The organism is Pedobacter sp. UYP1 (assembly GCF_040547305.1).
GTDB lineage: Bacteria > Bacteroidota > Bacteroidia > Sphingobacteriales > Sphingobacteriaceae > Pedobacter.
Genome location: NZ_JBEPPL010000009.1, coordinates 100,348 through 121,750, shown reverse-complemented (window position 1 = coordinate 121,750; position 21,403 = coordinate 100,348). Strand labels below are relative to the sequence as shown.

4 protein-coding genes are annotated in these 21,403 nt (G+C 36.2%); all 4 read right to left on the bottom strand.

Features of this window, described 5'->3' with window-relative positions; all coding sequences use genetic code 11:
- Positions 1–28: 28 nt before the first annotated feature.
- A complete protein-coding gene (locus ABIB30_RS17660; protein ID WP_354304275.1) occupies positions 29–10,756 on the bottom strand; it encodes a type I polyketide synthase in 10,728 nt (3,575 codons plus the stop codon).
- Positions 10,757–10,917: 161 nt separating this feature from the next.
- Positions 10,918–12,957 (bottom strand): non-ribosomal peptide synthetase, encoded by a 2,040-nt coding sequence (locus ABIB30_RS17655; RefSeq protein WP_354304273.1) that lies wholly within the window; start codon positions 12,955–12,957, stop codon positions 10,918–10,920.
- A 20-nt stretch (positions 12,958–12,977) separates the two neighbouring features.
- A complete protein-coding gene (locus tag ABIB30_RS17650; RefSeq protein ID WP_354304271.1) occupies positions 12,978–19,322 on the bottom strand; it encodes an SDR family NAD(P)-dependent oxidoreductase in 6,345 nt (2,114 codons plus the stop codon).
- A 46-nt stretch (positions 19,323–19,368) separates the two neighbouring features.
- Positions 19,369–21,309 (bottom strand): cyclic peptide export ABC transporter, encoded by a 1,941-nt coding sequence (locus ABIB30_RS17645; RefSeq protein WP_354304269.1) that lies wholly within the window; start codon positions 21,307–21,309, stop codon positions 19,369–19,371.
- Positions 21,310–21,403: the final 94 nt, after the last annotated feature.

Genomic DNA, 21,403 nt, shown 5'->3' with positions numbered 1-21,403 from the left:
AAATTGGACTGTGTTAAGGAAATCAGCATTAAATATTAATTTCCCTGTTACCCATTTTTGGTAATGGATCTGCTTCATTTATCCATACAGACGCATCAATAAAATTTGCCTGTTGTACAACTGTATTTTTTTGAAAAATCTCTACGAGTTTTATTTCTATGTTAAATTCTCTTTTTATTTTATTGGCTATTTGAATTGCCATAAGCGAATTTCCTCCTAACTGTAAAAAACTTTGCGTAATACTAATAGCTGATGGGTCAATCTTCAATACCTCTGCCCAAATCCCGATTACTTCTCTTTCTGTTTTGGAAGATGCACCTACATACAGCTCCTTATTCACCCTGTCTGGAATTGGTAATGCATCTTTGTCCAGCTTGCCATTAGTTGTTAAAGGCATCTTTTCTAACTGGACATAAAATGAAGGAACCATGTATTCAGGAAGAATACGGCTTAGATATTCTCTGAGCAACTCACCATCTAATTTTTGTTCAGCTAGATAATATGCTGATAAATAACTTTCTCCTTCTATATTTTTCAAGGAAACAACTCCCTCTAATACAGCTTCGTGAGATGATAGTGCATATTCAATTTCCCCAGGCTCAATGCGATATCCGCGCAGTTTAATCTGGTTATCAATCCGGCCTTTATAAGCTATATTACCATCTGGAAGCCAATATGCCAAATCTCCACTTCTATAAACCCGCTCTTCTCCCTCTATCCAGTTTGCTATAAACTTCCTGTTCTCAATGCCATTCCCTACATAACCACGGGCAAGACCAGCTCCAGCTATACAAAGTTCACCAATAACACCTTGCGGAACAGAATTACCCAACTCATCGACTATGTAGATCCTTTCATTTGGCAATGGGCGGCCAATTGGTATTGCTTTAAATTTATCTAAATCTGCAGGGTCTATCCGATAATAAGTAGAATCCACACAGGTTTCAGTAGGTCCGTACAAATTATACAATGTCATGTTTTCTGTCAGTGAGCAGGTATAGAATTCCTGCACAAGCTCCTTTGGTAAAGCTTCTCCTGCTAATAACCAAACTCTAAAATCTGGCAATTCTATCTTCCCTTTAAGACTTCTCAGAAACATACTAAAATGTGTTGGAGTACCATCACTTACATTAATCCTGTGTTTTTTATAAAAGTTATACAACTCGTTTCCATCCATCCGTTCATTTTCCTGACAGATATACAGGCTATGACCATTCAATAATGCACCGAATATTTGCTGACATGAAGCATCAAAGCTATAAGCAGCTATTAATCCCACACTTAGTCCAGAATCAAGGCCTTTATAGACAGTAGCTGATAATCCTTCTGCTAAATTCACTACACTGCCATCTTCCATTAACACGCCTTTGGGAGCCCCTGTTGAACCTGAAGTAAAAATACAATAGGCCAGATCAGACGAATTGCGCTGAATACTTAAATTATAATTCTCCTGTACTTTAATGGAAGAATCATTAATATCATGTATGGCTATTACCTCCTTAAATCTATCCAGATGTTCTTTATGTCCCAATAACAATTTGGAATTGCAGGATTCCAGCATATAGTTAATCCTTTCAAAAGGCAACTTGAAATCAATAGGCAAATAAGCCGCACCACTTTTCAGTATTCCCAATATCCCTATGATTATATCTGAAGACCTATCCAGCAACAGGCCTACAATATCCCCCTTTACTACACCTTGATTCACAAGATATGCAGCAAGTTTATTGCTCTGTTCATTCAGCTCTTTATAACTTAGATTTAATCCATTGTATACCACTGCGTATCTGTCCGGAAACATCAGAACCTGTTTTTCAAATGATTCCACAATATTCTCTTTGATCTCAAACGAGATTTCAGAGGTATTGAACCTTCTTAATTGATTGATTTCGTCAACTCCCAGCAGGCTTATAGCTGCAATAGGGATATTTAAAATTACCTGATCAGTTATCTGCTTAAAATATTTAACAAAATTTTCAACGGTCGATCGCTGGAACAAATCCGTTGCATATTGAAAACCTAATTGGATCTCGTTTTCAGTAGCATTCACATGCAAAATCAAATCCATTTGTGAAGTGTTCGAATCAAGCACATATGTTTTAAGTTCAAGATCCTGCAATTTTAGTTCTAGTGGCTCTTCATTTTTGTATACAAACATCACATCGAACAGGCTATTGCGATTAAAATCTCTCGCAATACCCAGGTCATTGATTAACTTTTCATAAGGATAATCCTGATGTTCTAAGCCCAGGATAACGCTTTGATGAACTTGTTTTAGAAAATCGTATAAATTGCCATGATCTTCAACATCATTTCTCAGGGCTAACATGTTAATAAAAACCCCCATAATATCTTCAATCTCCGTATCCCTCCGACCCGAAACAGGAGTACCTATGATTAAATCTTTTTGCCCTGTAACTTTATATAGAAGGATCTTAAAAATCCCAAGAACTACAGAAAATAAGGTAACCCCCAGGGACTTTGCCAAATTGTTTAATATTTTGGTTTGTGCTAACTCAAAAACAAAATCAATTTGAGCACCATGATAGGTAGGTATAACCGGACGTTCGTAATCTGTTTGTAAAGCAAGTATTGAAGGCGGTGTTGCAAACACACCATTCCAGAAATGTTTTTGGCTTGCCAGATTCTTTTGATAGATTTCACTTTCCTGCCATGCAGCATAATCTCTATATTGCAATTCAATCGGAGAAAGTTCCTTTCCCTGGTATAGAGAAATAAAATCACGAAGAAAGATTCCCAAACTAACTCCATCTGAAACGATATGATGTCTGTCAGTGATTAAAATATGTCTTTCTTCATCAATACGAATAAGGCCGGCCCGTAATAGCGGAGCCGTATGCAAATCAAATGGGCGAATAAATTCTTTAATGATTTCCGCACTCTTTTCTAAGGAAGAATTAAAATATTCCAATTCAAAAGTCGCTTCTTCTAAAACATATTGTACCGGCAAATCATTTACTAATTGAATGCGTGTCCTGAAAATCTCATGACGCTCAATTATCTGATGGAAAATATCCCTGATTTTTTCCCTTTCCAGCAGGCCATTAATTGTAAAGGCCTGAGGTTGATTATAGACAGTTGAATTTTTATTGAGCTGATTTAAAAAATAAAACTGTTTCTGAGCAGAAGACAGCGGATAAAAATCCATTTCACCTGCTTTTTGAATCTTAAAATAATCACCCTCAATACCAGAATTTATTTCTTTTGCCAACTCCTGGATATCTTTCAGAGAGGTAAGTTTGATTAAACTTATGGATAGTTTAAATGTTTCGCGTATTCTGTTTGCTAAAAACACCAATTTTAAAGACTGCCCGCCTAAATCAAAAAAGTTATTATTGATGCCAATCGTAGCGACATCTCGTTTGAGCACATCTGCCCAAATCTTAACCAGCTTTTCTTCGGTTTCAGTAGTAGGAGGAGTATAATTACCTGCAACTTTTAACTCATAGTCAGGCAGTGCATTCCGATCTATCTTGCCGTTGGCAGTAAAAGGTAATTGATCCATCTGCATATAATAAGATGGTATCATGTAATCTGGCAGACGCTGAGCTAAATGATACCGAAGATCAGAAACCTGTAACTCGGCAGCCGACTCATAGTAAGCGACTAAACATTTTTCATGTTCATAGGCTTTAAATTCTACCACACAATGATTGATTTCGGCATGTGTGCTTAAGTGATGCTCTATCTCCGATAATTCTATACGATACCCCCTTAATTTCACCTGATTATCTATCCTGCCGCGATATTCCAGATTTCCATCTGGCAGCCATCTGGCCATATCACCTGTACGATAGACTCTCTCTTCGCCTATAACCCATCCGCTACGGAATTTTTCTGAACTAGTTGTTTGGTCCCCGACATAACCTTTTGCAAGGCCATCTCCAGCAATACATAACTCACCGATCACACCTGTTGGCACCAAACCACCGTGAGTATCTGTAATATAGATGCGTTCATTTGGCAAAGGCTTTCCTATAGGTATAAAAGGATAATCTTCCAGACAATCTCTATCAACTTTGTAACTTGTTGAATCGACACAGGTCTCAGTCGGACCATAAAAATTATACAGTTGTACTTTATCGCCTACCTTGCTATAAAATTCTTTAACAAATTCTTTTGGTAAGGTCTCTCCTGCTAATATCCATGATGAAAAATTACCCACTGAAGTATTTTCACCTAAAGCATCAAGCAACAGCCGGAGATGAGTCGGAGTACCATCAGAGATATCAATATTATTTCTTTCATAGAAGGATCTTAATTTCGCCCCATCACGACGGCTTTCGTCATCAGCAATGTACAAACTATGTCCTTGCAATAAACTACCATAGATTTGTTGTACCGAGGCATCAAAAGAAAATGAAGCCAATAGCGCAACTTTTAAAATCTTATCTTCATAAGCCCTATAAACTTTTTCTTCCAGTCCCTTCACCAAATTGATTACACTCCGATGATTCATCATCACCCCTTTTGGATTACCGCTGGAACCCGAAGTAAATATGCAATAAGCCAGATCAGCAGGCTGAATTTCAATCCCGGAATTTGCGACACTTTGAAGCTCTATTTTAGATGAATCAATTGCTTGAGTTGGAAGGTAGGCAGTATGCATTTCCAAGAATTCATTTTGCGATAGCAAGAAAGCAGCCCTGCTATGATTCAACATATAGCTGATGCGTTGTTCAGGAAGGCTTGGATCTATTGGTAAATAACCACCGCCTGCTTTTAATACGCCTAGAATACTCACAATCATATTTAACGAACGCTCAAACAGCAAGCCTACTATATTTCCAGGCACAATACGCTCAGCGATCAGATAATTGGCTACTTTATTAGCTTGTTCATTTAACTCCTTATAAGTAAGTTCTTTCTTCCCATCACTTACAGCGATCCGGTCTGGATGTAATTTCACTTCATGTTCAAATAGAGCGATCAGATTTGTGTCTCTTAAATAGGGTAATGCAGTATCATTATACTGATTCATTAACAGCTCTTTTTCTTTAACAGTCAGAATATCAATATCACATAGGCCAACTTCAATATTTTGTACTACTGCTTTCAAAATATTCTTATAGTAGGCTACGAATCTTTCAATAGTTTCTTTTTTAAACAGATCTGTTCTATAATCCAGATGAAAAACATAATTGTTTTCTTTCTCCAGAACACGGAATGACAAATCTAATTTCGAACTCGTATTTGCATGTTCAACATGTGACAAATGCATGTCTTCAGATTCGAATTCCGACAAATTAAAATTATAGTATTCGAACATGATATCGAATAGAGGATTATGACTTAAATCTTGTTTCAAATCCAATTCTCCTATCAGCTGCTCATAAGAATAATCTTGATTAGCAAAACATTGCAGCACATTATCTTTCACCTGATTAAGGAATTCTACAAAGCTCTGCTCACCTTTCGGAGCATTCCGAAGCGCCAGCGTATTAATAAAGACGCCTATCAATCTTTCAATATCCATATGCTGACGACCAGCTGTAGAAGTACCAATTGTGATATCTTCCTGACCAGATAATTTTGAAACCAGTACATTCAAAGCACTCAGTAACAACGTGTACATGGTAACCTCTTGTTTTTCACAAACTTTTCTTAACTCTTCACTTTCCTGCGCGTTGAAATCAAAAGTTACTGTAGCACCCTGAAAACTATTAAGCTGAGGTCTCGAAAAATCGGTTGGGATATTCGGGATATCCGGGATACTTTCAAACTGATTAAGCCAAAATGCCTCTTGCTCTTTCAATTGACTTTCTCTTTCCCCATTCTGCTGCCATTCTACATAATCTTTATATTGGACCTTTAAAGGTTCCAATTTTTGATTATTGCAAAGTGCCATAAACTCCTGAATTATATTCACATAAGAAACTCCATCAGTAACAATATGATGCATATCTATGATCATGTGAGCCATTCCTTCTTCCTCTGTTTTCAATCCCACTCTGATTAAAGCGGGTGTACTCAGGTCAAAGCCCCGAATGAAACCATTAATTAGCTGGTCTAAACTTTCTGTCTCATTTTGGATGTATTCTACTTTAAAGTTAACATGCTTATGAATCCTTTGAACTGGCTCTTCATTTAACAAATGAAATGAGGTTCTTAAAGTTTCATGCCTGTTAATTATTTCCTTAAAAACATTTTCGCATAATTCAATATTAAGCTCTCCTATAACCTTAAAAACTATAGGAACATTATAAGCAGTCATTCCAGGATTCATTTGATCCAAAATAAATATCCTCCTTTGGATACTGGATTGCGGATAATAAACCTTTACCGGAGCGGATTTTATATGAACAAAACTTACTTTTGGAGCAGCCAATATAAGCGCCGCCTGCATACTGATATTTTTATTTTCAAAAGCGTCTTGCAAACAGATTTGCACACGCAAAAATTTATGAATTCTGGAAATCAATCTGATCATACTTAACGAGTCTCCGCCAAGCTGGAAAAAATCGTCCCGAATGCCAATTGGGGTATATCCGAGTATTTCTTCCCATATTTCTACTAATTTTTGTTCTAAATCTGAACCTGGTGCTACATATGGTGTTGCTAAAACAGGCCGGGTATTTTTTACAGTAAGCTGTAATTCTTCCGCAATATCCTCATGATATGGATTTACAGACTCTTCTATAAGAGATGGCAAATCAACAGGAGAAATCATAATATGACTTTCCTCATTATTCACCAATAATATTCTTTTAAAGACTTCATCCCCCTCATCACCAGTAATAAAACTGTTTAGAATTCCACTTTTTAATGCAGATGACGTTAATAGTGAGTTCTCTTGGAAACTGACCTTTTCTACTGTATCATAACTCAAATTTAAAGTCATCCACTTAGCAGGATTGTCCATTCGTTTATTTTCGTCCAGCACTAATGAATCAATGAAATGCTTGATTGCCATTTCGCTGACCATACCAGGTCCTCCCAAAACTGTAGTAAAAGAAGATACCACTATCACAAATTCTACCAACTCATTCTTTACAAGTTGCTGTAAATGAAACAATTCTTCAGTTTTCAGTAAAATCTCATCATTTAATTGATTCTGTGTTTTGTCACTGATCAGGCCCTGATCACGCTTACTGACCAGCTCACATTTAGTGGTCTGATCACGTTTCGTGATTTGATCATTCACATAAAAAACACCATTAATCTGCTCAAAATCTAATTTAACTTTTTCAAAAACAGCTGACATTTGAGTTTTTGAGGTTATATCTGCATGAATGATCAATAAGTTACCTTCCTCTTTTCTCAACTTAGAAATTTTGGTTATTTTCTTGCTGATCGCATGTTCAGGCCCATAATTCTCCAACCAATCTGCCCATTCTTCCTGCTCAGGTATATCCGAAAACCCAACCAGTATGATATTTAATCTGTTACTTTTTAATAAACCTTCCGCAATTGTAAAACCTGCTTCACCGGCACCATCAATAACTAGATAAGTACCCCAGTCTTTTATACGCGATTCACCCGAATCCTGCAAAAGAATCGGATAAGATTCTACAGTTTGGGCCCATCTGTTTAATCCACGATAAGCAACTATTTTATCTTTGGAACCAGCCTTAAATTCCTTAATTATTTGTTTAAAAAAAAGCTGGGTATTTGTTCCATAGGCCTTATCATCTACTTCAATTAAACGACAATTGATATTGGGATACTCTTTAGGAATACTATGGATAGCAGAAAGGATCCCCCCGCCAAACAAGTCCGTTCTTTCTTCACCGAAAATAGAAAACATCTGACTACATACCGCCACATATTCAATTTGAGTTTGATCAAAACCAGTTTCATAAACAGCTTGAACCAAGTTAACAGTCCGGATCAGCTTTTTATCGTCAACAGCAACTTCAACGTGAAAATCAGTCAAATCAAAGATTGCATCTATACCGATTTTTTCAGTTCTTAAATGCCAGAATAATTTCAGTAAATCATCCTTATCATCATAATTAAGTTCATATTGATTTGCATTAATTCGTTCAAAATGCTCCGCGTAAGAAACAACGATTACAGTGTCAAAATAAGGGTCCAAAAAATTCTGCACAGCCTCAAACTCTTCGCCACCAAAAATCAGTAGATTTTGAGTTTTCTGTTTAAGATTATCAGTACTTATTATTTGAGGGATTCTTTTCCACGACGGAATGTAAAACCAGGAAGATAGCTCATCATTCCTTAAAAAATTCGTTGTATTAAAAGGGTTTTCTTTCGATTTACTTATTTGGAGACTAAAAGAGCTTTCTTCAAATGGATAGGTTGGTAAGGAGGCTTTCTGCTTAGGATTGCTATAATGGTAAGCGTTCCAGTCAACAATCCCTCCATAACTCCAAAGCATTCCGATGGCCCTAAGGAAAAAGGTATGCGTGATTAAAGCCGAACTTTCGTTTTTTAAAACTTCAATAAACTTTAAATGATCCTTTGAATCATTAAGCTGTTGTTCATACAAGCTAAGATGATCTCCAGTTCCTATATTAAGAAATACAGCATTTGGGCTACTAGCCGTCAAAGTATCCAGACTTTCTGCTGGCCTTATCGTTTCCGATAAATGTTTAACCCAATACTCAGGCTGATAAACGAATTCTTCACACCATGTTCCTGTATGGCCTGATACCATAGGGGTATTAGCTTTCTTTAAATCATACCTGGAAAGTATTTCTTTAAATTGTTCGCTAACCTGTTCCATCTTCGAAGACAAATCAAATGACAATCCTGCTTCATTTCCTTTTAAGGGCGCTCCTATTTCATCAGATAATACAGGCAAAGCCACTTCCAAATCTGCAACAGAAGAATTAAGCAGACGATCTCTTTCTATTAATATTTCAAGTGCATCTTTAAGACTAAAAACACCTGCAAAGCATGCAGCTACATATTCTCCAATTCCATAACCGACCATATAATCTGGTTTGATCTCCAAAGAATTAAGCAGCGTTCCCAAAGCATATTGAAACGAAAAATCCAGACCTTGAAGAATTTGAGAATCCTGCAAAAGCACAGACTCATTTTCACCATAAATAATTGATTTAAAATCCCTGCCGGTAAACTCATTTAAAATTCGGAAACAATTGTCCAGTGCATCTCTAAAATATACCTCATGGCTATACAGATCTTTTGCAAAATTGAGGTGCAGATTTTTTATCCCAGAAAACACCGCAATAATTGGAAAAGAATCTCTGATCATATCAGACTCGTATTCTTTAGCAAGATCCTGTGTTAATTTTTCAAGTTCTTCAGCAACTAAAAATCTTCTGTGCTGAAAATGTTCTCTTCCTGTTTGTAAGGTAAAAGCCAAACTATCGATATCCAATTCCGATTCATTTTTTGCGATGAAGTCCGACAAATTATGCGAAAGTCTATTTAATCCTGATGGTGTTTTTGCTGAAAGGCAAATCAGTTGATTCCTGTCATCAAAAAAAGTTTTTTGATTGAATGGGGCTTTTTCCACTACCATGTGAACATTAGTTCCTCCAATTCCAAAAGAACTAATTCCTGCCCGAAGCGGAAATTCAGTATTTTCCCAGGGGGTTAACTTTTCATGTACGCGAAAAAGGTTACCTGATTCTGCTAATTTTGAATTTGGAGATTTAAAATTTACGCTAGGTGGGATTTGAGCATGCTTTAGCATCAAGCAAACTTTTATTAAACCTGCCATGCCAGATGCGACATTAAGGTTGCTTAAATTAGCCTTTACACTACCTAATGCACAACTGTAATCTTCCCCAGCGCCCTGAAAAACTTCCATTAAAGCACCTATCTCAATTTTGTCTCCTAACGGTGTAGCACTTCCATGCCCTTCAATATAGCTGATACTTCCGGGTGTAACTTCTGCCATCGAATGTGCATTTCGAATCACCTCAACTTGTCCTTTAGCACTATATGCGGTAAATCCTACTTTTCTGTTTCCATCGTTATTTGTGGCAATTCCTTTAATAACTGCATGGATATTGTCACCTTCTTTCAAAGCATCCTCCAGGCGTTTCAAGATCACAACCCCTGCCCCATCACCCCAAACAGTACCAGTTGCCTCTGAGTCAAATGGGAAAATACTCCCCTCTTTAGACATCATCATTGCAGAATTATAGGTATATCCAGATTTATAAGGTAAGGAAAGAGAAACCCCACCTGCCAATGCAATGTCACACTTACCCGTTAACAAACTTTGCAGCGCTGTATCTATAGTTACCAATGAAGTAGAACATGCAGTATAGATAGAGCTGCTTGGTCCATGTAAATTCATCAAATAAGAAACCCTCGAATTTATAAAATCCTTATCTGTTAACAACATTGATGAAAATCGTTCGGAAAACTGGTGTCCGGTTTTTCGCAAATGATCTGCCTGCCAGTATATACTTGGAGTCGCTCCAACAAAAACCCCAACATTATTTTTTTCCTTTCCAAAATGATAACCAGCATCTTCTAGAGCATGGTAGGCACACTGCAAAAAAATCCGTATCTGAGGGTCAAGTGTATTCGCTTCAGTTGGAGTGAGTCCGAAAAATGATGCATCAAAGAAATTCGCATTTTCTATAATTCCCTTAGCCTTTACATAGTTAGGATCTGATAAATCTTCTTCAGATATACCATATTGTCTGAGTTCATCATCAGAAAATCTTGAAATTGAATCCACACCACCTTTGAGATTCTCCCAAAACTCATCAACGTTAGAAGCTCCAGGAAACCTGCAAGACATTCCAACAACAGCAATCTCGAATCCAGTATAGTTATTGTCTTTCATTTATTGAAACATTAAGGAAATAAAAAATCTAATTAAAATTTATCTTTTCATATTAAAAGATACCCACAAGAAATTAATGGCCAAATTTTCTTTGACAAGTGTATTTTTTAAACTTGTTTGGTTTGATGTCACATCAAGACATCTAAAAGCAAAGGATATGCTTAGGAAGGTTGAATAAGTCGTCTCATTCTATTTTTAGAGAGTGACCTGTCTATTTGTTCCGCATTATTTACGGTATTGATATTGAGTATATCTTTATAAAGATACTCCGACAAATCTTTTACATTAGTATACTTAAAAAGTATAACCTCATCTAATTCATCAAATAAGAAGGATTCAATATTGACTTTAAGATGAGTTAATTGTATGGAAGTCAATCCAAAATCAAAGAAATTACTAGTAACCGCAAAATCTTGTATATCGAATAGATTACGCACCAATTTTAGAATTTCTTCTTCTATCTGTCTTTTAGAAAGTTTTTTGAATTCTAATTTTATCCCATCATTTTCAGACTCTATTTTTTTAATGAAGTCATCATATTTTCCTTGTAAATATTCTTCCACTAATAAAAACCGTTGAATTTTTCCGCTTGTGGTTTTTAAAATTTTGTCAACTGCTATAACTTTTTTGACGGATAAACCAGTTCTTTCTCCAATATGCTTTTTAATTAAATTCTCCAACACAATAAAGTCTTGAGTTGTCCCATTATAAATCACAAAAACCAGGATATCATCCTGATATTTTTCTTCATTAAATACATTACATGCTACCGCTTGTTGAAATTGTATTTCCGGGAGTTCTTCCATCAAATTATCAATATCATGCGGAAAATAATTTTGACCATTGATCAAAATCATCTCCTTATCTCTTCCAGTTATAATAAGATGCTGGTCATGAATGAATCCCAAATCACCAGTATTCAGCCAACCATCTTCAGAGATAGTTTTCCGGGTCGTTTCAGGATCATTATAAAATCCTGAAGTAATTGCTTTACTTCTTAGATGGATTAACCCAAGTGAATTTTCCGGAAGTGATTGCATAGCCTTATCTGTGATCTTAATTTCGGTATGCGTATACAATCCCAAATTGGCAAAGGAAACTGCATCAGGAGAACCGGCCTCTGCAAATTCTACCCTGTCCCCTACTTTCAGTTTATGCCGGTTTAGCAGACACTCCCTTGTTATACCTTCTTTTTGAGAGAAAAAGGACACTCCTAATACTGCCTCCGCCATTCCAAACCCAGGAATGATCACGCCTTTTGCAGCGCCATAAGGTAAAAGCATCTTTTCAAAGTCCCGGCAAACAGCAACAGATACTGGCTCTGCGCCATTTGTCAGTGCTCTTAATTTATTCAATGATAATCCTTGAAGTTCGCTGGCCTTAAAGTTGTCAATCGCATGTCTGAATCCGAAGTTTGGAGAGCCGGAAATTGTAATACCATGGCTTGCCAAACTTTTAAGCCATAAATTTGGATAGGTATAAAATACCATTGGTGGCATCAGGAATTGAGGTACATTCTTTAACAAGGGAAATAAATGAAAAAGAACCAGGCCTAAGTCATGCGTCAGTGGCATCCATCCAAGAAGCTTATCCGAAGCTTGTATATCCAGGTGATAAGACGTTGTATTCACATTATAGATAATACTATCCTGTTTGTTTTCAACCCCTTTAGGATATCCAGTTGATCCAGAAGAAAATTGAATAAAAACCAGATCTGAAGAATCAGCAGGAACCGGGGTTGCCTGTTTTGAATAGGTACTATCCTCATATAATAAGAATCTGTTATCTATATCAACAGAAACTTCAGCTTTATCCTTTAAATGTTCTTTCCAGGTATTTTTTAAGGTAGGCAGATCAGTTATTAAATATGGATTTTTGAGCCTTTCCCATACTTTACTAACCTTATTTACGGTATCAATAGTTATCCCAAATACAATCGGAACAGGTATGATTTTCCCAAAAATACATGCCCAGAATGTGATCAGAAAGTTTTTATTTGATAAAAACTGAAACACTAATTCATCACCAGGCTGAAGGTTTTTCTGTTGCAGATCATATAGCATATATCTCGCCTCCATGTAGAGCTTTTTATAAGACATATACTCTTCTTTATTCTCACTTTCTATAAAGGTAATCCCAGCCTGATTACCAGATTCTATATTTGCCCGAAAAATCTCTTGTATTGTTGACAATTCTATCATGTTTTATTACTATTTAAAAATTAAGCTAACACAGCCTGAAACATATTATTAATAATTTTAGCAGATAAATTCTTTAAAGAAGGACCTGTTAAAAATTCTATAGGTGGTATTTCTACTGCGAAGTTATTTCTGATCACAACCATTAATTCTATCGTTAAAATGGAATCAACACCTAGTAAATTTATCCCTTTATCCATTTGAATATGATCAGTTGATATTTTCAAAATTTTCCCTAATTGTTCCTGTAAAAGCGCCGCTACGAATTCATGTTGAAGATTTGTATCCAAGCTCAGCAACACGTTCCTGTTACCGAGCTGTTTTTCAGTCAACTGCTCTTCTACAGCATCTATATTTATAGCATTCAGTTCACTGAATAACGATAGTGCACTTTTTCCTGCATTCTTGAAGAATGCACTCCAATTGAGATTAAAAAAACCAACCTCTAATGGTCTTTCTTTTAGGATAAAATCCAGCCCCTGCAATACTTGTACATTTGTAAAACTATTAATTCCTGATCCTTCAAGGATTGTTTCCAGATTTCCACTTCTTGCTACAACTCCTGACTCTGCTAAAGCACCCAGGTTAATTGTTGTGGCAGCTAGTCCCATACCTTTTCGCCAAAATGCAAACGAGTCTAAAAATGCATTAGCTGCTACATAATTTGCCTGAGCTATATTGCCGATCCAGGAAGAGATAGAGGAGAACAGCACAAAACAATCAAGATTTGCCCCCTTACTCAACTCATGAAGATTCATTGCACCATCTACCTTAGGCCTAAGCACATTCCTGAATCTTTCTTCAGTCATATCTATAAGGAAACCATCGTCTAAAACCATTGCCCCATGAAAGATCCCAGCAAGTTCTGGCAACTCTTCTTTTATCTTGTTAAAAACAAGCTGCAACTCATCAAACTTCGAAACATCAGCAGCGTAAACCTTAACTTTTACACCTTTCTTTTCCATGAGCTCAACTTCTGCTTTGGTCCTGGCATCCTCCAGTCCGCTCCTGCTAAGCAATGCTAAATTTTTAGCTCCATTCCTGACCAGCCACTTGCCAACCTCTAATCCCAATCCCTTCGTTCCACCTGTGATTAAGTAGGTTCCTTCGGTCTTTATGGTATTGTTTTTATTGTTTACAATTTCGACAGCACGATTTGAAAAATCAATTACAACGTTATTGAATACCTTGTTTTCATCAATCAATTGAATTGCTTCTGAAATTTTATTACCAGGAAAAACCTGTACAGGTAATGGAGGTAAACAGCCTGATTCTATATAATCAGCCAGATCATTAAGCAAATAAGCTATCGTTTCTTGTTTTTCAATTAACATCCGATCGATATCAACAGCTATGTGAGAAAGGTTATGATTAAAAAGAGCTTTATCCAACGAAGAATTTCCAGCAGTATCTTTCTTACTGATATCTAAATAAGCGCCATATGGTGCTAAACAAGAAAAATTTTGATATAGCATTTCACCAGACAGCGCACTTAATATCACATCAACTCCTTTTCCATTGGTTATTTCCCCAATCTCAGTTGAAAAATCAAGGTTTTCAGAGTTAAATACATGATTAATTCCTATAGCTTTTAAATAAGTCCTGCCTTCATCTGATTCAGCAGTAGCAAAAATTTCTGCTTCAGCATATTTCGCATAATAAACTGCTGCTAAACCTATTCCTCCCGCAGCATTATGAATCAATACTTTATCACCTTTACGCAAATTTGCTTTATCTCTTAAGCAATAAATAGCCGTAATATAATTGATGATTACGTTCGACTCAGCTATAGTTAAATTAGATGGACATTTAACAGCCAGAAGTTCTGAAGTGTTCGTAAATGTTCGTAACGTACCTGGAGCTAATGCTAATACTTTATCCCCTTCTTTAAACCTGGAAACATCAGAACCTGTTCGGGTAACCGTTCCAACGCATTCATAACCCAAACTTTTATCAGAAAATGCCCCTTCCGCCGTGTCATCAGTAACCTGATGAGACAATCTCAGATAATCATTGTAATTAATTGAAGTATTACTGATCATGATCTCAATCTCGTTAGACATGGGGTCAATACGATCCGTACTCTCAAAATAAAAACCTTCCGGGCCGGCTGTTTGAGCAATAGTCAGTTGTAATGCTTCACTCTGAAAATCGACCGTCTTCAATGTCAAATCCTTATCTATTTCCCGTTCAATTATTTTCTTCTGAAAGACACTACCATTCCGGAGCGCAAGCTCTTCGTAAAAGACATCTCCTGTATTTATAATAGCCGCAACCTTCTTCCATATATGCTCACGATCCTCATCCATTGCCCCCTCTTCCAAATCGATTAAGCGAACCTGGCAATCAGACAATTCATTTACGATTGATCGCGCTAACCCATGAATAGCACTATATTCCAAAGAAGAAATAATATCATTTTCAGTAACCACCTGACTTCCTTTGGTTATCAAATTCAATCTAAACCTGCTTCCTGCACTTTCAGAGAAACTTTTGACAAGATTTAAAAGCGGAGCTATCTGATTTAAGCACTTTTCACTTGTCAGAAGTTCATCCGGATGACCAATTACATTTAAAGGAAAAACTAAAATTATATTTATCTCATTGTAATTATTTCGCCATAAGCTATCGATGCTTTTTTTATTTTTAAAGTCTATTTGATAATGATTCTCGTTCAACTGCTCATGTTGGTCCCCAGGTTCTATGATAATAGAATCTTTCAGCAATTCCCCCAAAAGCAAACAAGAACTATAGTTATTTGTAATGATATAATTTACCGAATCTTCCGCTGGTTTACCGGAATCTACTTCCAATTGTTTCTCTATCCATTTGGTTTGAAATAAATTACCCTTTAAAGCATCATTGGATTTAGAGACATCTTTCACAAGTTGCTGGCATTTAAAGTTTTCTAATCGCATCAGCACTTCGCCCATTTCGTTACAAATAGTTAGATCAGCTATCACGCAATTTTCATCTGCAAATCTCAATTTTGAATAACATATAATGTCATTTCCAGGAGGCGAATAACAATGAATTTTTCCAATTGATACAGGAACAAATTCTCCGGCAGCAAGAATAATAGTGGCCTGAAAACAAGAATCCAATAACGTTGGATGAATAAAATAATCACCCATATTTTCTATCATATCCGGATGAATACTAATCTTGGCTACCAACTCTTTGTTCCCCGCTTTTATCTCTTTTATACAGCTAAAAAATGGTCCGTAATCAAGTTTAGCTTGTCTTAATCGCTCATAGATTACTTTTGCGCTTAAAACAGTTTGCAGACGGGAATCTATTTCCTCCAAATCTATTAATGGAGAATTCACGTCAAAATTTCCAACAGCAAATTTCCCTGTCGACATCTCCATCCAGTTAGAATCAGCTGTCCCACTCTTACATTGAATACTATATTGACCGCTTTTAGGATTAGAGGTGATGTGCAATTTTTGAATTTCATCATCAAAAACAGGCAGCACCCGAAGAAATCTTATGTTTTCTAATTTTAACGGCAGTTTTTGGTTAATCTCCAATTGATACATGGCAATTGCTAAACCAATATATCCGGCGCCGGGAAAAATAACCTTCCCATGTACAGTATGATCATTCAGAAAAGGGAAAAAGAATTCATTCAATTCAAATTCATAAGCCGCTAACGGACTATCAACTTTCGAATTAAAAAACAGGCTTTTATTTTCCTTTCTATTTGTTAAGGCTTCTTTTGATTCTCTCCACAGATATTCTTTTTGCCATGGATAAGTTGGTAATGGCATATAAGGAGATTTTTCAATCCACCTGTCCCATTTTATTGGATATCCCAGCGTAAACAGTTTCGAAACATTGTCAAAGAAATTTGTTTGTTCTGCTTCTTTATGATTTAAAGTTTGTAAGAAGTAAAAATCCTTACTATTGTTGACACATTCCATCATGGAGTTTCTCAAAACCGGATGAGGACCGATTTCAATAAAGATCTTATAATCATCCCCGGCTATCGTGTCTATAGCTTTTGAAAACAAAACAGGTTCTCTGACATTTTTCCACCAGTAATCATTATTGATTTCATGTCCGGAAATTTTAGCTCCTGTTACTGTAGAATAAAGATCTATTTTGGTTTCAGCACCTTTAATATTTTCAAGCGAATCTAATAGCTCATCTTTAATCAAGCTCATTATTGGACTGTGGTAGGGTACAGTTACATCCAATAACCTGCAAAATGCTCCTGCAGATTCAATCTTTTCCAACAGCTCTTTCAATGACTCCGAATCACCCGATAGCGTTAATGCTTTTGGACTGTTAATTGCCGCAATAGAAACATCTTTATAGGGCTTTATCATTTCCAATACCTCATCTTCTAAAAGTCCTACTGCCAGCATTGCCCCTTTACCAGCAGTTGAATGTTGCAGCCTGCTTCTATGATAACTCACATAAAGTGCTTCTTTTAATGATAATGCCCCTGAAATGTAAGTAGATGCTACCTCTCCAACACTATGCCCAACAACCGCATCCGGAGTAATTCCATAATATTCCATTAACCTGGTCAGCGCAACCTGGATGACAAAGTTTGCGGGTTGTGCTATATTAGCATCCTTAACTCTCGAAGTCTCCATTGGTTTACTCAATTCTTCATAAATTGACCAGCCGGAGATCTCTTTGAAATCATCATCACATTCCTTAACTGCCCTATTGAAAACAATTTCTGTTTCCATTAATCCCCTGCCCATTTTCCACCATTGTGGCCCCATACCAGTATATACAAATACGATCTTAGGCTTCTGGGTCATAGCCTCTCCTTGATTTACGCCTTTTAGTAAAAGATTCTCTTCATACGCCTCTAATTTTTCAATGATATCTTCCCTGGATGTAGCAAAAATGGCTAACCGTTGGGATAAACTGCTTTTTCTATAAATTGCATTACTAAGTATTTGTTCAAATTGATCACCATTCTCCTGAATATGCTTCCTGAATTTCGCGGCCATTTCCTTTAGTGCAGGAATACTTTTTGCAGAAACCGGAAGTATAAAATGATCACTTTTTAATGGGGTAGCATGCACATCCACATGGCTTGAATTGTACTGTTTCAAAACAATGTGTGCATTTGTTCCTCCAAAACCAAAAGAGTTAATGGAAGCTAAAGAGTCTTCATCTTCCGGTAACCTTTCCAAACTTGTTGGTACTTTAAGATTACTAGTCTCGTATCCTAATGCCGGGTTAGGATTATTAAAATGCAAGTTAGCCGGAACTGCATTATGTTTAAGGCACAGTGCCGTTTTAATCAATCCTGCTATACCAGAAGCAGCTTCGAGGTGACCTATATTAGTTTTTACAGATCCTACCAAACATTTTGATTCCCGGATTACAGAAGAAGAAACAACCTCGTTAAGAGACTTAAACTCGATAGGATCACCAACCGGAGTTCCAGTACCATGAGCCTCCATATAATGGATACTTTCTTTATTTATATTATAGTCCTTATGTATTTTTCGTATTAATTTCAGCTGTGCATCTCCATTAGGAACTGTAATTCCATTAGTTTGACCGTCCTGGTTTACACCTGTACCAACTATAGTTGCATAAATTCTATCATTATCTTTTAATGCCTGCTCAAGAGGTTTTAAAAGCACAATACCTGCGCCCTCACCTCTAACATACCCACCTGCGTCACTATCGAATGTCTTACAACGACTATGAGTTGAAAGGAACTTCCCTTTACTTACAAGAATAGTGCTTTCAGGAGAAGACATATAATTAGCACCGCCAACTAAAGCCATAGAGGATTCTCCGCTCCAGATACTTTGACAAGCATAGTGAGTTGCAACTAAGGATGATGAACATGCTGTATCAATAGAGAGTGATGGTCCTTTTAAATCATAGACATAGGATATCCTATTTGATAACATGGTTAAAGCCGCACCAGCAACAGTATGTGAATTTATATTATACTTATTTTCACCAGAAGCCTGAGTCAACAAATTATCCAGTATAAAGCCACCGATAAAAACACTCGTGTTACTCCCTTTGAATGCTTCTAATGTCATTCCAGAATCTTCCATAGCTTCGTACACAATTTCTAATAACATACGCTGCTGAGGATCCAGAGATTCAGATTCCCGTGGTGACATATTAAAAAATAAAGAATCAAACTCCAGCACGCTTTCACTAAGAAAACCGCCCTGTTTAGCTCTTATTTTTCCTGGTCTGGCATCATTTTTACTATAAAATTTTCTATTATCCCATCTTTCAACAGGGACATCACGAATAGTGTCTGTCTTATTAACCAACATTTCCCAAAACTTGTCGGGAGATGAACTCAAGCCAGGAAACCTACATCCAATTCCAACAATAGCAATTGGTTTAATTTTATTCTCCATAGTTACAATAGTTATTTTTGATATGTTTTCACTCAATTGAAAGATATTATGATTCGGATACTACTCCTGAATAGTTGTACTCTGATATTGTACCCATCTCCATTTTATAAACCTTGTTGGCCATATCAAAATACTTATCATCATGTGTAATAACGATCAACAGCTTTCCTTCATCTCTCATTTTCTTTAACAACTGGTTATAAAAGAAATCTTTGAAATCAGGATCCAGATCGGCTGCACACTCATCAAAAAAGTAGATCGGACGATCTTCTAAATACGATTTCAAAATAGCCAATCGTTTACGCTGGCCTTTGGAAAGATCTATTGTAGTGTAAGCACCATCTTTGATTTGAACTTTGTTTGATAAACCAAACATATCCAACCACTCGTAAACCTGACTTAACCGCTCAGGATTAATACCATAGATTTTTTTGAATAAATAAAAGTCACTGAAAATAACAGAGAAATACTCGCCTAATATATTTGAGTCCGTCTTTCTACCATTAATTAAGATATGTCCTGAATCAGGGGCATAAAGGCCAGTCAGCAGCTTTAGAAAAGTTGTTTTACCACTACCATTCCCCCCTATTATAAAAACAATATCCCCTTGATTAACTTCGAAATTGATAGGGCCGATACCATAAGATATGTCGTCCACATTTCCATTGACCTGATAATTGTAATAAACATCTTTTATCTGCAATTTATCAACAGTTGATACCCTTATATTCTCATTGCTTTCTAAATAAAGCTCCTCCTTTGTATCCGCTTCACCAAGAAAATTCTGTATTCTCTTCCATGAAATCTTTGCGTTAATTATTCTTGGTATTCCCGCGATAATATTGCTGAAAGGACCCCACAAAAACAGGGTCGCAATCACATAAGTGGTAATGAGCTGTTTTTCAAAGTGAAGAATAAAAGGAAGAACCAAACAAGAAATGCCGATAGCTACAGTAAATGAGATCTCAGATAAAAGCGTCTTGTTTACATCTATATAGGTAGCTTTAAGTTGAGCCTGATAAAATGTAGCACTTCTTTCTTCCATGTCTTTACCATATTCTTCACGTTGTACTTGATGCAGGACTAATTCTTTAAAACCATTAATTAAACCTACAACCAGGTTTGTGAACTCTTCTCTTTTTGTTCTCGAGAAATTCCAGGCTCTGGTTAACGGGCCTCCCATGAAACTATAAAGCACAAATATGAATCCTATCGATCCTAAAAGTGTTAAAGTACTGTACAGGTTTAATGAAAAAAGATAGACGAATACTAAAGTTGCTGTAACTACATTTGTAAAAATGTGAATTGCCACTTGTGAGAAAAAGAATATCGATCCTATATCATCATTTAAAATAGTGTAAATCCTGCCGCTTTTAATATTCTCAAATTTTCTATAAGAGAACTTGAAGACTTTATTAAATACCATCATATTAAACTCCTGCGCCATTTCAGCTCCTAAATACGCTGTTTTTCTTTTACTGATCCTTATGGTTACTACATATGAATAGGTAGCTAAGGCAAAGAAAATTAATGAATATCTGACATCCATGCCACCATTAACAAACTGGCTCACAATACTCACAATAAATGAGTTCGCTATTCCTGGAATAAAAGAGACAAGAATTAAAGATGAAATGATGTTATGGAATTTATTTACATGCGGAAAAAAAATTGTGGTTCTTGTAATAAAATAAAAAATGGTAATTAGCAAGCCTAATTGAATGACAGAATTTTGTACTACTTCATAATTTGGTGACTTAATTGACCAAAAATTTTCATTGTATAATGCAATTGGAAGAAAATATAAGGCAATAAATAAAGGAGTTACAGCCAAAAACCCCAGAAAATAATTATAGAAGTTTTTCGAAGAAAAATCCTTTTTTCGCTTCTTTCGTAAAAGTTGGGTAAACGCAACTACTGAATAAGTAACGCCTATAAAAGCGATAATTATTCCTAAAACATGAATCTTAAAAACAGCATTTTCCATTTTAAATTGTTTAGAATTATTTATATATTTTTTTTTAGATGAGCGCACTAAAGCATACCAGATAAAATCTTCTGGTACACAGTGTAATTTTAGC

What these genes read in the sequence shown, in the direction of transcription:
- ABIB30_RS17660 (WP_354304275.1), bottom strand. Translation starts at nt 10,756, where the DNA reads ATGAAAGACAATAACTATACTGGATTCGAGATTGCTGTTGTTGGAATG.
- ABIB30_RS17655 (WP_354304273.1), bottom strand. Translation starts at nt 12,957, where the DNA reads ATGATAGAATTGTCAACAATACAAGAGATTTTTCGGGCAAATATAGAA.
- ABIB30_RS17650 (WP_354304271.1), bottom strand. Translation starts at nt 19,322, where the DNA reads ATGGAGAATAAAATTAAACCAATTGCTATTGTTGGAATTGGATGTAGG.
- ABIB30_RS17645 (WP_354304269.1), bottom strand. Translation starts at nt 21,309, where the DNA reads ATGGAAAATGCTGTTTTTAAGATTCATGTTTTAGGAATAATTATCGCT.